The following is a 13,698-nucleotide window of genomic DNA, read 5'->3' as shown; positions in this document are numbered from 1 at the left end:
GACGTTGACCTCAGGCGTCCACCCGGTCAGAGGCGGCCGTCGGAGTGCGGCCGCAGGGGCTCACGAGCGCGATCAGGGCGGTGAGCCGCAGTTCGCCCGCTGGGCGTCGGGACGGCCGGCCACCCCCTCGTCCTGCTGCCGAACCGAGCGACCAGCACCGCGTGCGGGACGGTGAGCCCGGCGAGTACCGCGAAGACCACCTGCAGCGGGTCAGCCGCGAACAAAGATGAGCCCTCACCGGCGGTCGACGTCGCACTGTGCAGCAGAGCGGCCAGGACGGCGCAGGCGCCGATGCTGGGTAGCGCCGATTGTCGGGCGAACCTGCGGAGCGGAGCGCCCAACCTCCCGGCCGCCAGGTCACGCTCGTTGTCGGGGTCGGCGCGCAGCAACCGGGCGACGTGCCGGGCCGAGTGCCAGGCGGCGAAGTACGCGCGTACGAGAAGTAGTAGGTCTGGTCGCAGTCGTAGCCCAACTCGTCGGAGCGGCTGCTGAACATCGTTCCCCGCCCGGAACCCGAGTTGATTCCGGACATCAGGAGAACCGATCCGGGGCGCGGGGACGCGGCCGGGCCCGGCTCGACGCCCCGGGTGCTCACGAAGACCACCGACGCGAACAGGATGGCCACCACGACTCCGGCGAGCCGCCACAGCGCCCAGCGCGGGGCCGGGCGGCTCAACGTCCGGATCGTCAACGCGGTGGCCAGGGCCGAGACCGGTACCAGCCAGACCGCCACGGCCGAGCCGGTGTCTGCCAACGCCCCGAGACCCGCGACCACCACCGCGTACGTGAGCATGACCGGTGCCCGCAGTCCGGCCCGGACCAGACCCGCCACCGCACTTCTGAGCCGGGTGGACCCCTGCCACGGCACCGGGCCGACCAGCATCGTCACCACCGCCACCACTGTCAACGCCGGCCAGAACAGCCGGGAGTACAGCAGCGCAGCCGCTGCGTAGGCCGCTTCGGCCGCCAACAGGAGCACTGGCAGGCTCACCAGGTAGAAGGTGACGGCGAAGCGGACCCGTGCGCGGGTGAAGCCGCCCAACATCAGGACCAGGACGGACACCCGCAGGGTGAGCGCGGCGCCGAGACCGAGCAGGAACAACGGCCAGGACGGCGCCCAGGTCAGCAGGAGGCGCAGGTCTCCGTAGAGATCCAGCGGGGGAAGTCCGACGAGGTGCACCACACCGGGCCAGCGGGGGATCAGACCCGCCGCGGCGGATGCGGTCACCAGCAGCGCCAGCGCTGCCAACGGCCAGAGTCGAACCTGCCCGGAGGACGCACGTTCGCGCCAGTCGACGAGGTCGCGCCCCACGGTCCGGGTCCGGTTCATGTCCCGATCGTCGGGGAACGGGCACCGCCTTTTCGACGAATCAGCCGGCTTCGCCGTTCACAGGCGCCGGCCGGAATCGCCGCTGGCCCCTCGTCAGGGGCAGCCGGGGTGAGCCCGACGACTTTCGCGCCGTTCTGGCTTTTCGCGGTCAACCCCCGTCGGCGTGGCCGAGAATTTGACCAACTGTCCGGCTCCAGCTCGGCGACCCAGAGGCCGGGGCCACCCGCTCCGCAGTAGGCGGCGTGGGTCCGATCCCCGATGGTGAGGTGAAGGTGGGTTCTAGCGAACTGCCGGGGTCTCCTCGCCGCGATGGGCACCACGCCATGGCCGCCCATGAGGTGGTGCTCCTGCTGGAGACGGACCCACGCCATGGTTTGCGTGGGGAGGAGGCTGCGCGCCGGCTGGAGCGGTACGGGCGCAACGTGCTCCCTGCCGCCGGCGGCGGTGGGGTCCTGCGGCGGGTCCTTCGCCAGTTCCACAATCCGTTGATCTACGTGTTGGTGGCGGCTGCGGTGATTACGGCGGTTCTCGACGAGTATGTCGACTCCGCGGTGATCCTGGGGGTCGTGCTGGTCAATGCGGCGATCGGATACGCGCAGGAGTCCAAGGCGGAATCCGCCCTGGAGAGCCTGCGGTCGATGGCGCGCGCCGAGGCGCGGGTGGTGCGCGACGGGCAGGAGCGGACGCTCTCCTCGGAGGAGCTGGTCCCCGGCGATCTGATCGTGCTGGAGGCCGGCGACAAGGTGCCGGTCGACCTGCGCCTGGTGCGCCTCGCCGAGCTGCGGGTGGACGAGTCGGCGTTGACCGGCGAGTCGACCCCGGTGGCGAAGGACGAGGTGGAACTGCCGGATGTGACCGAGGTGGCGGACCGGCGGAACATGGTCTATTCGGGGACGCTGGTGACGGCGGGTAGTGGTGCCGGCATCGCGGTGGCCACCGGCGCCGAGACGGAGTTGGGCCAGATCCACCGGCTGGTGGGCGCGGCCGAGACGCTGGCGACCCCGTTGACCCGCAAGCTCGCCCGGTTCAGCAAGGTGCTGACGGTGGCCATCCTCGCCCTGGCGGGGTTGACCTTCGGCGTGGGTGTGCTGCGGGGGCAGGAGGCGGCCGAGACCTTCACCGCGGCCATCGCTCTCGCGGTGGGGGCGATTCCGGAAGGGCTGCCGGCGGCGGTCACCATCACGTTGGCCATCGGAGTGACGCGAATGGCGCGGCGACGGGCGGTCGTCCGACGCCTGCCGGCGATCGAGACGCTCGGTAGCACCACGGTCATCTGCTCCGACAAGACGGGTACGTTGACTGAGAATCAGATGACGGTGCGGGCGCTGTGGACGCCGGACGGCGAGTTCACCGTCACGGGTTCGGGCTATCGGCCCGAGGGGGAGATCACCGACGGTTCGGGCGTACCGGTCAGCGAGACGACCAGCCAGGCACTGCACTGGTCGCTGCTCGCGGGCGCGGCCTCCAACGACGCCCGGCTGTCGGAGGAGGACGGCGAGTGGGTCCTCGCCGGTGACCCGACCGAGGGCGCGATGCTGGTGGTCGCCGGAAAGGGTGGCATCGACCGGGACCGGTTCGAAGGCGAATGTCCACGTACCGCCACGATTCCTTTCAGTTCGGAGCGGCAGTACATGGCCACCCTGCACGGCGAACGCGGCTCCGGGCGGGAGGTGGTGCTGGTCAAGGGCAGCGTGGAGCGGGTCGTCTCGATGTGCCGGACCGAGATGGGCGTTGAAGGGCGCAGCCGCCCGCTGGACGGCGATGCGGTCCTGCGTACGGCGGAGGACCTGGCCGGCCGAGGACTGCGGGTCCTCGCGACGGCCGTGCGTCCGGCTGGCGGGTCCGCCGGTTTCGGCGAGGAGGAACTACCCGGCACCCTGTGCCTGACCGGCCTACAGGCCATGCTGGATCCGCCCAGGAGCGCCGCCGCGTCGGCGGTGCAGGCATGTCACACCGCCGGGATCGGCGTGAAGATGATCACCGGGGATCATGCGGCGACGGCCACCGCCATCGCCACCCAGCTCGGCGTACTTGGCGACGATCATGATGGACACGTGCTCACCGGCAGAGACCTGGAGGCAGTGTCCGCTGATCGGTTCCCGGAGACGGTGGACCGCGCCACGGTGTTCGCCCGGGTGTCGCCGGAGCAGAAACTGCGGTTGGTGGAGACGCTCCAGCAGCGGGGCCACGTGGTCGCGGTGACCGGTGACGGGGTCAACGACGCCCCGGCCCTGCGCCAGGCGAACATCGGGATCGCCATGGCGCGTAGCGGGACCGAGGTGGCCAAGGAGGCCGCCGACATGGTGCTCACCGACGACGACTTCGCCACCATCGAAGCCGCGGTCGAGGAGGGCCGCGGGGTGTTCGACAACCTCACCAAGTTCATCGTCTGGACGCTGCCGACGAACCTCGGTGAGGGGCTGGTCATCTTCGTGGCCATCGTCCTCGGGGCCACCCTGCCGCTGCTACCGACGCAGATCCTGTGGATCAACATGACCACCGCCGTCCTGCTCGGCCTGATGCTCGCCTTCGAGCCGAAGGAGGCGGGCATCATGCGGCGACCGCCCCGCGACCCCCGTCGACCGTTGCTGACCGGTGCTCTCGTGGTCCGGATCGTGCTGGTGGCCGCACTGCTCGTCGCCGGTACCTGGTGGCTGTTCCAGTGGGAGCAGGACCGAGGCGCCGGTGTTGCCGAAGCGCGTACGGCAGCGCTCAACCTTTTCGTCGTGGTAGAGACGTTCTACCTGTTCAGCTGCCGCTCCCTCGTCCACTCGGCGTGGCATGTCGGTCTCTTCTCCAACCGGTGGATCCTGGCCGGTGTGCTGGTGCAGGCCGTCGCCCAGCTCGCCATCACCTACCTGCCGGTCATGAACGACATTTTCAACACCGCACCGATCAGCGGCGACGTCTGGCTGCGCATCCTGGCGGTGGCGGTCGCCGCCGCGGCCGTGGTCGCGCTCGACAAGCGACTACGACGGCATCTGCTGTGACCTTGCGAGACCCGACGAGCGTCGCTCACCCGTGCGCGCTGCGCCGCACGCCCGAGCACGAGCGGCTGTTGAGCTCAGAGGCTTCGACCCCGCGCCGTCAACCGCCGAGGACTGCCGAGTTTCACGGCGTAGCAAGGGGGTAGCCCGACGCATCCTGCCCGCCTGCCGTCTGGGAGTTGCGATGAAGCTGGAGCTCAACTGGGGCACCATGGTGAGGACCGGCACCCGCGGCGTGGTCGCGGCGATGGCCATGTCGGGTCTGCGGCAGGCAACCACCTCGCTGAATCTGGTGCAGAGTTCTCCACCCAAGTCGGTGCTGGAAAAACTCGCGCCCGGACTGCTCAGCCGTGTCCACCACAGTCACCACCCGGCGCTGCTCGCGGTCGCACACTGGGGGTACGGTCTCAACGCCGGGCTGGCCTTCGGGATGCTCCCGGCTCACCTGCGTCACCGGGTGTGGGTGGGTCCGCTCTACGGCGCCGCCCTCCTGGTCGTGTTCCACGTGGGTATCGCCCCGATGCTGCGCATCGAGCAGCGGCTGGCCGACGTCCACGAGCAGGTGGCACTGATCGCCGACCACCTGCTCTACGGGATCGTGGTGGCCGGTTTCCCGATGCCGCACCGGGACTGAACGCTGATGGACACCGATCGTGCCGCAATCGTCGTCGGTGCCGACGGATCTGCCGACGCGGATCGCGCGGTACGGCAAGCCGCCCGGGAGGCGAGCTGGCGGGGTCTGCCGCTGCGGGTGGTCCATGCGTTCATCTGGCCGCTGTTCAACGTACCGCTCGGCCCGCCGGAGGGGGGCCCGCCAGAGAGCGGACTGCGCAATGAGGCCAACCGCATCGTCGAGCGGGCTGTCGAGCAGGCCCGCGCCCAGGAGCCCGGGATAGACGTGGTGGGCGTGGTGGTGGAGGGTGCCGCCCCACCGGTGCTGATCGGCGAAGCACGCACGGCGGAGATGATCGTGGTTGGCAGCCGCGGCCTCGGCGGTTTCAGCGGTCTACTGCTCGGTTCGGTGGCGGTGGGTGTCACCCCGCACGCCGCCTGCCCGGTGCTCGTCGTACGGGGTGAACCTGTCCCACGCGGTCCGGTCGTGGTGGGCGTGGACGGGTCACCGCACGGGGACGCCGCTCTCGCCTTCGCCCTGCAAGAGGCCGACTGGCGCCAGGCCGCGGTGCGAGTGGTCCACGCGGTCGCCGGCCCGGCCCTGGGTCCCGGGAGTGGCGAGCTGGACAGGGCGGAGCCCCGGCTGCTGGCGGAGGCCGTGAAAGCTGCCGACCCGACCGCCCGCCATTCGGGCCTCACCGTGGAACAGGTGTCCCTGCCTGGACAGCCCGCGGCCGTCCTGCTCGACGCCGCCCGGGACGCGCAGCTCGTCGTGGTCGGGGCGCGCGGTCGGGGTGGTTTCGCCGGTCTGCTGCTCGGCTCCGTCAGCCATTCCCTGCTGCACCACGCGCCCTGTCCCGTCGCGGTGCTGCGTCAAACGTCCAACTGACGAACGTGCGGGCGTTGTTCCTCACCGGTCGGGCAGGCCGCCAAGTAGCAGGGCGCGGGAGGAACGGCGGGCCAACTCCTCGGCCACACTGCCGAGCAGCCGCTCCCGCACTCCATGGCCGTGCCGGCCGACGACCAGCAGATCGACGTCATGCGACTCGGCGGCCGCCAGCAGTGCGTCCACCGGGTGACCGCGGAGGATCTCGGTGGTCGGCGGCGGTAACTGGTCAGGCAGCGCGTCCGCGCGTTCGTCAAGCGTGCGTCGGGCGGCCCGCTGCTCGACCCCGACGTCCACGCCCACCGCGTCAGGGCTCGTCACCGTGATGAGCACCAGTTCACTTGCCGTACCGGTGAGCGCCCGGGCGATAGTGCGCAGGGCCCGGTCCGAATCGGGTGACCCATCCACCCCGACTGCCACTTTCAGGCCCGTGCCCGGTCCGCTCGGCGGTCCCTGGGCCACCTCGACCACCGCCGCGTCTGCGCGTCCCCGTTCCGCTACGATCGGGATGAAGAGCGGGCCGAGAAATCCACCGACGACGTACCACATCCGGTGGCGATGGCCGGCACGGATCACGAACCACGCGGCGGCGAGCAGGCCGACGGTCAGCCAGGCCACGACCACCAGAGGAATCCACCACCCGGCAGTCACCGTCGACTCCGGGCGGTGGTGTGCGTCGACGGAGCCATGCTGGTTGTTACCCAGGCTGTCGAGGGGTAATCGCGACCAGTGCCGGCACCCGTTCGGTGGCTGCGCGCCGAGCGGTGAAACCGTGCTGACTATCGACTGTCATCGGACGGAGAGGCTAACCTGCGTGCAGGCCTCGATCGACGCAGGAGGATGTCGTGTCGCGCCGTACCGGTAAGCCCTCCTACCAGATGCCCGTTCCTGACACGAGCCGGCGGCGGGTGGCACGCGTCGCTGTCGTCGTCGCGACGGTCGGGCTCGCGGCTGTCCTGGTGGGGGGCGCCGCCGGTTACACGGCCAATCGGCCGGACGCCACGGAGTCAGTTGTCGCGGACATACGCGAGGCCGAGGCGGAGCGCGACAGCCAGCAGATAGTCGAGCTGACGGCAACGGCGCGCCGCCTTCGTGAGGAGATCTCTCCCGTTCTCAGCGCCCTGCGCGCGGAGACGCCGACCAGTGGGCAACCGGGCCTGGATCAGGCCCGCCAGTGGCGACAGATTATGGTACGGGCGGCGGAGCCGTTCGCGGATCCCCCGTCGGGCACCACCGCGACCAACGTGGCCCGCGGCGGGCTGCGCGGCGCGGTCTAGCAGGCGTCCCTGGCGGTCGAGTCGTATCTCCTCGCGGTCACCGGGCCGCCCGCCCAACGGGCGGCTCTGACGGCTCTGGCGAAACGGCAGGCAGTCCAGGCGGTGGCGGCCTGGTCCGTGGCGGCCACCCAACTCGATCAGGTCAACATCGATGCTGGTCAAGGCCATCAACATGTCTACCTGGACACCAGTCCCGGCGGCGGCGCCTTCACCCCGGACGGCGCGGCAGAAGGCTCAGGCAGGTGACCGATCGCGGACGTTGACGCCGCGACCACGTTCGGCGGGCAACGGATGCCGGCGCGCGCGCAGTCGGCGTCGTGGCGAATGTGCGAACCTGCGACGCTCCGGTGGCCGTACTCGACCCGGGTGTGCGCTCGACGCTGCGAGGGCTACTCGTACGGGTCCTTGGGGGCGGTTACCTGTCGCCAGGATTCGACGTGGTGGGCTCAGATGCGGCCACGCCACCCTCTTCTCTGCTCGGGGCATGTGGATGGGGCGTTAGCTTGGCCGCCCAGCCGTACCGGCGTTGGTGTTGGGCAAGGTGTCTGACCTTGCCCTCGATGTGGGAGGCGCGGCGACGAGGTCGTCGTGCTGCACATCGCGGGGTGCGTGGGAGCCCATCCCACGAGATCGGAGATGGGCTCCCGTGCGGTGCGGCAGGATCAGTTGACGGCGCCGATGGAGACGGCGCCGCGGCCGACGACCGCGCCGTCGCTGGTGACGACGGCCAGTTCGCCGTACAGCTCGCGCCCGGCGGCCGGGGCGGACTGGGCGGTCATCGTTCCGGTGAGGGTGGCGGTGGCGCCGTTGGGCAGGGCGAGCGAGGTCGCCGGGGCGTCCAGCGTGCCCAGCGACGATGCCGAGAACGAGTCCCGGTAGTCGTAGGCGGTGCTGGTGTTAGGTCCGTCGACGGCGTACCCGTCGACGACGACCCGGTAGGTGCCCGCCGGCGGGTTGGCGATGGTGACCGCCTCCTCGGAGTCACCGTCGGCGGCCTGGCCGACCTGCACGTCACCGCGGAACACCGTCAGGTCCAGGTCGGCGCCCAGGTTGGCGGTGTTGCCGATCCGGGCCGTGAAGCTGCTGGCGCCGGCCGGGACGTCCACCAGGTACTCCTGCTGGTCGCCCTCGGCGATGGTCGGCCGCTCGGCGTGCACGCTGGACAGCGGGCCGCCTCTGCCGGTCACCGCGACCGGGCCGAAGGTGTTGGTCAGCGTCCAGGTCGCCGGTGTCGGCTGGCCGGCGGCAACCGCGGGCAGTTCGATCACGGACGGCTCGACCTGTACGCCCTGCACCCGGGTCTGCAGCTGGAACGGGTTGTTCAGCGCCGGGGAGGTCCGCCGGGACTCGACCTCGATCTCCCAGACCCCGGCGATCGGGTTCTGGTAGTCGCGCTCCTGCGGCTTGCAGGCGGCGGCGTTTGAGTAGTTGGTGTAGCAGGCGGTGCTCGCCGTGCTCTCCACCGGCACGCCGTAGGGGTTGATGGCGATGAACCGGGTCTGTGACCCGGTGGCGATGCCGGACAGGTTCACCTGCAGCGCCCCCGCGCCGGCCGGCACCGTGACGAAGTACGAGGTGAAGCTGTTGCGTGCCACCGAGCCCTCGGCGGAGAACGAGTAGCCGGGCTGGGTGACGGTGGTGGCGGCGACCACGACGGCGGAGACCTCGAAGTCGAGCACCGAGGTCTTCGGGTCGTCCACGGTCAGGATCGTGCCGTGCGCTCCGGTGGTCGGCGGCTTGGCGGTGACCGGGATCGTGACGGTCTTGTTCAACGGGAGCGCGACCGTCTTGGGTGCGGTGAACGTGCCGTCGTTGCCGCGCAGGGCCAGCCTGTGGCTGATGGTGCCGGCCGGGCTGCTGGTCCGGGTGACCTTGACCGGGTAGGTGCGGCTCTGGCCGACCCTGTGCCCGCCCTCGGCCGGGGTGCAGCGGTTGTAGACGCCGGCGCCACGGTTGGGGTTCGGGACGAATCGGCTCAGGTCGCGGTCGTAGCGGGTCAGGTTCTCCGAGAGTTCGGTGCAGACCGGGGCGTCGGAGACGTACGAGCGGGTCTCGACGGTCTTGGCGAGCAGCTTCCACGCGCCGGGAACGTTGAACATGCCGTAGCCCTGGGCGTACGTCGCCACGTCGGCGATGGGCTTGGCCGAGGTGTAGATGGCCCGGCGCAGCGCGGCCGGGGTGACACCCTTGTCGGTTGCCTTGGCGGCGGAGAGCAGCAGGGCGGCGGCGCCGGCGGCCTGCGGAGAGGCCATCGACGTGCCGTTGAGCATCTGGTAGCCCGGCGGCAACGGGTAGCCGGCCTCGGCGACGGCGCTGCCCGGCTGCCAGGTCGGCGCGGTGGAGATCGCCGATCCGGGAGCGCTGATGTTCGGCTTGAAGCCGCCGTCCTCGCGCGGACCGCGAGAGGAGAAGTTGAACAGGGCGTTCTTCTTCGTGACCACCGAGCCGTAGTTGGCCAGCCACGTGTCCCTGCTGATGCTCGCGGCCACGCTGACGACGTTCTCGGCGACCGACGGGTCGCCGACGGTGTTCAGGCCCGGACCGGAGTTCCCGGCGGAGATGAACATCTGCACGCCATAGGTGGTGATCAGGTCGTTGTAGAGCTGCGCGCGGGCGTTCGCGCCGTCGTTGAGCGACGGCAGGCCGCCGATCGACATGTTGACCACGTCGACGCGCCGGTTGATGACCAGATCGGCCATGCCGGTGGTCAGCGCCGCGGCGGTGCAGCCACCACCCCAGGAGCAGGCCCGGGCGGAGACGAGCTTGGCACCGGGGGCGGCGCCGTCGAAGGCGGTGTTGCCGAGCATGTCGTTGGCGGCGGTGATGCCGGCGACGTGGGTGCCGTGCGTGGATTCGATGATGCCGATGTTGACGTAGTCGGCGTACGGGCCGGGCTTCCCGTCACCCGGGTCGATGTCGACGTCCTCGCGGTACTCGACGACGAAGGGCATCTGTTCCCGTACGGCCGTGGCGGGGTTGTCGGTGCCGAAGTGCCCGACGTCGAAGCGCTCCCGGTACGGGCGCATCAGCGTCTCGTCGGTGAAGCTGTTGTCCTGGTCGACGTCCACCCAGATGTCGTGGGTCTGCGGGTCGTACAGCACGCCCCACGCGTCGGTGGTGTCCCCGTCGCGGTTGACGTCACCCTCCGGGTCGCTGGCGGCGGTGGTCGACTCGTGGAACAGGTTGAACCTGTAGCTCCCCGCCGGCGCGGTCCACGTCGCGCCGTCCGCGCCGAACGAGGGGCCGTTCACCTCGGTGACCATCTGCCGCCAGGTGTCGTCGTTCTCGGTCACGGGGTCGGTGGAGGTGACCCAGTCGACGATCTTTCGCTCGCCGGTCGTGGTCTTCTGCAGCGCCGGCTGGTCCAGGTCGATGCCGGAGTCCATGATGCCGATGGTCACCCCGCGGCCGTCCCACTGCGGATGGGCGGCCTTGAAGGACTCGGCGCCGGTCTCGTTGGTCGGCATGTACGGGTTGACCGCGCCGGTGCCCGCACCGGGACCACTGAGAGTCGCGCCCTGCGCGGCCGCCTTGGCGCCGGAACCCGTGGTGCCGGCGGTCGGGTCGGGCAGTTGGATGACCTCGTCCAGGTCGACGGCGGCGACGCCCGGCAGCCGGGCCGCCCTGAGGACCTTGCTGGTCGGCACGGTGGCCAGGACGTAGCCGATCTGGTCGAAGCGCCGGTTGACCGCACCGCCGAGCGCCTCGACTCCGTCGACGACGGCGTTACTCTGGCCCTTCTCGGCGGCGACGATCACAGTGACCGTAGGCGCGTGCTTCGCCTCAGCCTGGGCGAGCAGCTTGGCGTCGTGCGACCCCAACGCCTCGGCGGGGGTGGCCTGCGGAGTGTCGGGGGTGGAGGGAGTGGCGCTCGCGGTGGCGGCACCCGTCACGGTCATGGCAGCGGCGGCCACCACCGATGCGAAGAGCGCGGCGCTGGTACGCCTGCTCAGGTTGCGGGGTCTACTCACGTTCTCTTTCCTCCAGAGAACAGGGCCCTGAGACGACAGGGCACGCGTGAGCGAATCCTTCGTGGTGTTGGTAGTCGATGTCGATAGATGCATCCATGTTGTGATCTCGCCGTGACATCGTCGGCGCGCCAGTTCGCGGTGAGGCTGAGACCAACCGCCGTGGCCTCGAAGGATGGTCTGCTGACCACATTCGGCCATCGCCGCGTTGCGGTAGTCGGGCGCCGGTTCGCCGTTCGGTGCGTGGCCGTTCACCAGCGGGCGAATGTCGTGCCGAGCCAACGGCGCGGATGCCGGCGACCGCGCCGGGTCGCCGGCCGCGCCGACACCGGCACGCTCCGCAGCAGGTCACCGGCAGCGACCATGTCTGTCGGCCCCGCCACGCTGCCACCTGTCGATACATGTTCCCGTTTCCATTACCGTGCGGCCGGTGGTGGTGCCGACCCGAGACGGGGTTGGTGTGATCGCCGGAGACGGCACAGAGGTGGACCCCGGAGATGGCGCGACGGCGTTCATGCGCAACGACGCATAATGGTCCGACGGGCAGCGAGGCGACGTGTCGGAAGCGGCAGGCGTCGGCGGCGCCCAACGTCACGGGAGGATGGGCGGCCACGGTGAACCAGGCGATGCCGAATGTGACCCGCAACACGCGGCAGCGGGCAGAGGTGCTGGCGCTCCTGCGCGAGGTGGAGGGCTTCCACTCGGCACAGCAACTGCACCAGATGCTGCTGGCGCGCAAGGCGGGGGTCGGCCTGACCACCGTCTATCGAACGTTGCAGTTGCTGGTGGATGCCGGTGAGATCGACTCGACTCGGCTGCCGGGCGGCGAACAGCTCTTTCGCCGGTGCAGCCAGAGCAAGCACCACCACCACCTGGTCTGCCGGAACTGCGGGCGCACGGTCGAGGTGGCCGGGCCGGCCGTGGAGCGGTGGGCGGACCAGGTTGCCGCCCAGCACGGGTTCGTCGATGTCGGTCACACCTTGGAAATCTTCGGCACGTGTGCCGAGTGCGTGGGCTGAGCGTGAGCTCTCCGGCACCCGAGCTCCTAATCGAAAACGGGAACCATTAGCATCTGGGTGACCCATCGGTGAGGAGATCCGTCATGGCCGTGCCCAAGCGCAAGATGTCCCGGTCCAACACGCGCCACCGTCGCGCGCAGTGGAAGGCGACTGTGCCGCAGTTGACGCCCTGCCCGTGTCCGCGCAAGGAGATGGTGGTGCCCCACCGTGCCTGTGCGCACTGCGGGCTGTACAAGGGGCGTCAGGTGGTGGATCAGCCGTGACGGGCCGGCTGCCGGTGACGGTGCTGTCCGGATTTCTCGGCGCGGGTAAGACCAGCCTGCTCAATCATGTGCTGGCCAACCGTGCTGGGTTGCGGGTGGCGGTGATCGTCAACGACATGAGCGAGATCAACATTGACGCCGTGTTGGTGCGGGACGGCGGAGCACTGTCGCGGACGGAGGAGCGGCTGGTCGAGCTGACCAACGGCTGCATCTGCTGCACGTTACGCGACGATCTCCTCGACGAGGTGGCCCGGTTGGCCCGGCTCGGTCGCTTCGACTACCTGCTGATCGAGTCCAGCGGCATCTCCGAGCCGATGCCGGTGGCCGCGACGTTCGCCTTCGGCGTGGAGGACGGGCGGGTCCTTGATGACCTGGCGCGGCTGGACACCACCGTGACGGTGGTCGACGCCGCGGGCCTGCTGGCCCGCGTCGAGGCGGGGGAAACCCTCGAGGCGGGCGGGCTGGCCGCGTACGAAGGGGACGACCGGAGCGTCTCCGACCTGCTGGTCGACCAGATCGAGTTCGCCGACGTACTGGTGGTCAACAAGACCGACCTGGTCGCCCCGGAGAATCTGGCGATGGTGGAGGCGCTGCTGACCCGCCTGAACCCGGCCGCCCGACAGGTCCGTGCCGTGCACGGCCGGGTGGCCCCGGCGGAGATTCTGCACACGGGCCGCTTCGACCTGGAGCGCGCGGAGACGGCGCCGGGTTGGGTCGCCGAGCTCAACGGTGGGCACGTGCCGGAGACCGAGGAGTACGGCATCTCCAGCATCGTTTTCCGCGACCACCGGCCGTTCCACCCGCAGCGGCTGTGGGACCTGCTGGCCGAAGGGCTGGACGTGTTCGGTGTGGTGCGCTCGAAGGGCTTCCTGTGGCTGGCCAGCCGCCCGGACGTGCAGGCACTGTGGTCGCAGGCCGGTCCGTCGGGCCGGTGCGATCCGGTCGGCGCGCCCGTCGTGGTATCCGGAGAGTGGCCAGAGGATCCCGACGAGCGGATCGAGTTGGAGTCTCGCTGGCATCCGGTCTTCGGAGACCGGCAGCAGGAACTCGTCCTCATCGGTATCGATCTGGACGGCCAGGGGCTGCGGGCCGCCCTGACCGCCTGCCTGCTCACCGACGCCGAGATCGCCGCCGGAGCGGATGCCTGGCGGGTATTGCCCGACCCGTTCCCCGAGTGGGACCTGAGCGAACCGCACGAACACGACCTTGTCGACCCTGTTCGGGTTTAGCCATGCCGACTCGGATGTCGGCACGTGGCGGCGCGATCGGGGACCCATGACGCGCCACCACGAAACTGGTCGCGGCGCGCTGATGGCGTGTCATCGGCCCGGGGGCCGCTGGTGAATGCTGCCGCGC

Annotated in this window: 11 protein-coding genes; 7 read left to right on the top strand and 4 right to left on the bottom strand. The window is 70.2% G+C overall.

The features are described from left to right. Positions 1-10: 10 nt before the first annotated feature. Complete coding sequence (locus O7634_RS30245) at positions 11-1,330, bottom strand: hypothetical protein (protein ID WP_278153546.1); 1,320 nt, start codon at positions 1,328-1,330, stop codon at positions 11-13. 323 nt (positions 1,331-1,653) lie between these two features. Between O7634_RS30245 and O7634_RS30240 the strand changes: the two genes are divergently transcribed. The 3 genes from O7634_RS30240 (at position 1,654) to O7634_RS30230 (ending at position 5,818) form a co-directional block, all read left to right on the top strand. After that, entirely contained in the window at positions 1,654-4,320 is a 2,667-nt protein-coding gene (locus O7634_RS30240; RefSeq protein ID WP_278154117.1) for an HAD-IC family P-type ATPase, read from the top strand. A gap of 181 nt (positions 4,321-4,501) precedes the next feature. Further along, positions 4,502-4,951, top strand: coding sequence for a hypothetical protein (locus O7634_RS30235; RefSeq protein WP_278153545.1), 450 nt, complete (start codon positions 4,502-4,504; stop codon positions 4,949-4,951). A 6-nt stretch (positions 4,952-4,957) separates the two neighbouring features. Beyond that, on the top strand, positions 4,958-5,818 hold the full coding sequence (locus O7634_RS30230) for a universal stress protein (RefSeq protein WP_278153544.1): 861 nt from the start codon (positions 4,958-4,960) through the stop codon (positions 5,816-5,818). 21 nt (positions 5,819-5,839) lie between these two features. Here the strand turns inward: O7634_RS30230 and O7634_RS30225 are convergent, their stop codons facing one another. After that, positions 5,840-6,433, bottom strand: a complete 594-nt coding sequence (locus O7634_RS30225) for a universal stress protein (protein ID WP_278153543.1) — start codon at positions 6,431-6,433, stop codon at positions 5,840-5,842. A gap of 227 nt (positions 6,434-6,660) precedes the next feature. Here O7634_RS30225 and O7634_RS30220 point away from each other — a divergent pair, with 227 nt between their 5' ends. Then, positions 6,661-7,092 (top strand): hypothetical protein, encoded by a 432-nt coding sequence (locus O7634_RS30220; RefSeq protein WP_278153542.1) that lies wholly within the window; start codon positions 6,661-6,663, stop codon positions 7,090-7,092. 662 nt (positions 7,093-7,754) lie between these two features. Here O7634_RS30220 and O7634_RS30215 read toward each other — a convergent pair. After that, complete coding sequence (locus O7634_RS30215) at positions 7,755-11,063, bottom strand: S8 family serine peptidase (protein WP_278153541.1); 3,309 nt, start codon at positions 11,061-11,063, stop codon at positions 7,755-7,757. A 248-nt stretch (positions 11,064-11,311) separates the two neighbouring features. Next, complete coding sequence (locus O7634_RS30210) at positions 11,312-11,443, bottom strand: hypothetical protein (RefSeq protein ID WP_278153540.1); 132 nt, start codon at positions 11,441-11,443, stop codon at positions 11,312-11,314. Between the two features lie 243 nt (positions 11,444-11,686). Here O7634_RS30210 and O7634_RS30205 point away from each other — a divergent pair, with 243 nt between their 5' ends. From O7634_RS30205 to O7634_RS30195, 3 genes are all read left to right on the top strand, one after another. Continuing rightward, complete coding sequence (locus O7634_RS30205; RefSeq protein WP_278154116.1) at positions 11,687-12,079, top strand: transcriptional repressor; 393 nt, start codon at positions 11,687-11,689, stop codon at positions 12,077-12,079. Between the two features lie 83 nt (positions 12,080-12,162). Then, on the top strand, positions 12,163-12,342 hold the full coding sequence (gene rpmF / locus O7634_RS30200; RefSeq protein ID WP_278153539.1) for a 50S ribosomal protein L32: 180 nt from the start codon (positions 12,163-12,165) through the stop codon (positions 12,340-12,342). Continuing rightward, positions 12,339-13,571, top strand: coding sequence for a GTP-binding protein (locus tag O7634_RS30195; RefSeq protein ID WP_278153538.1), 1,233 nt, complete (start codon positions 12,339-12,341; stop codon positions 13,569-13,571). The genes rpmF and O7634_RS30195 overlap by 4 nt, the downstream gene beginning before the upstream one ends. Positions 13,572-13,698: the final 127 nt, after the last annotated feature.

It is taken from the genome of Micromonospora sp. WMMD1120, from assembly GCF_029626235.1.
GTDB lineage: Bacteria > Actinomycetota > Actinomycetes > Mycobacteriales > Micromonosporaceae > Micromonospora.
This window is presented reverse-complemented; position numbering and strand designations above follow the sequence as displayed.

What these genes read in the sequence shown, in the direction of transcription:
- O7634_RS30235 (WP_278153545.1), top strand. Translation starts at nt 4,502, where the DNA reads ATGAAGCTGGAGCTCAACTGGGGCACCATGGTGAGGACCGGCACCCGC.
- O7634_RS30245 (WP_278153546.1), bottom strand. Translation starts at nt 1,330, where the DNA reads ATGAACCGGACCCGGACCGTGGGGCGCGACCTCGTCGACTGGCGCGAA.
- O7634_RS30230 (WP_278153544.1), top strand. Translation starts at nt 4,958, where the DNA reads ATGGACACCGATCGTGCCGCAATCGTCGTCGGTGCCGACGGATCTGCC.
- rpmF (WP_278153539.1), top strand. Translation starts at nt 12,163, where the DNA reads ATGGCCGTGCCCAAGCGCAAGATGTCCCGGTCCAACACGCGCCACCGT.
- O7634_RS30240 (WP_278154117.1), top strand. Translation starts at nt 1,654, where the DNA reads ATGGCCGCCCATGAGGTGGTGCTCCTGCTGGAGACGGACCCACGCCAT.
- O7634_RS30205 (WP_278154116.1), top strand. Translation starts at nt 11,687, where the DNA reads ATGCCGAATGTGACCCGCAACACGCGGCAGCGGGCAGAGGTGCTGGCG.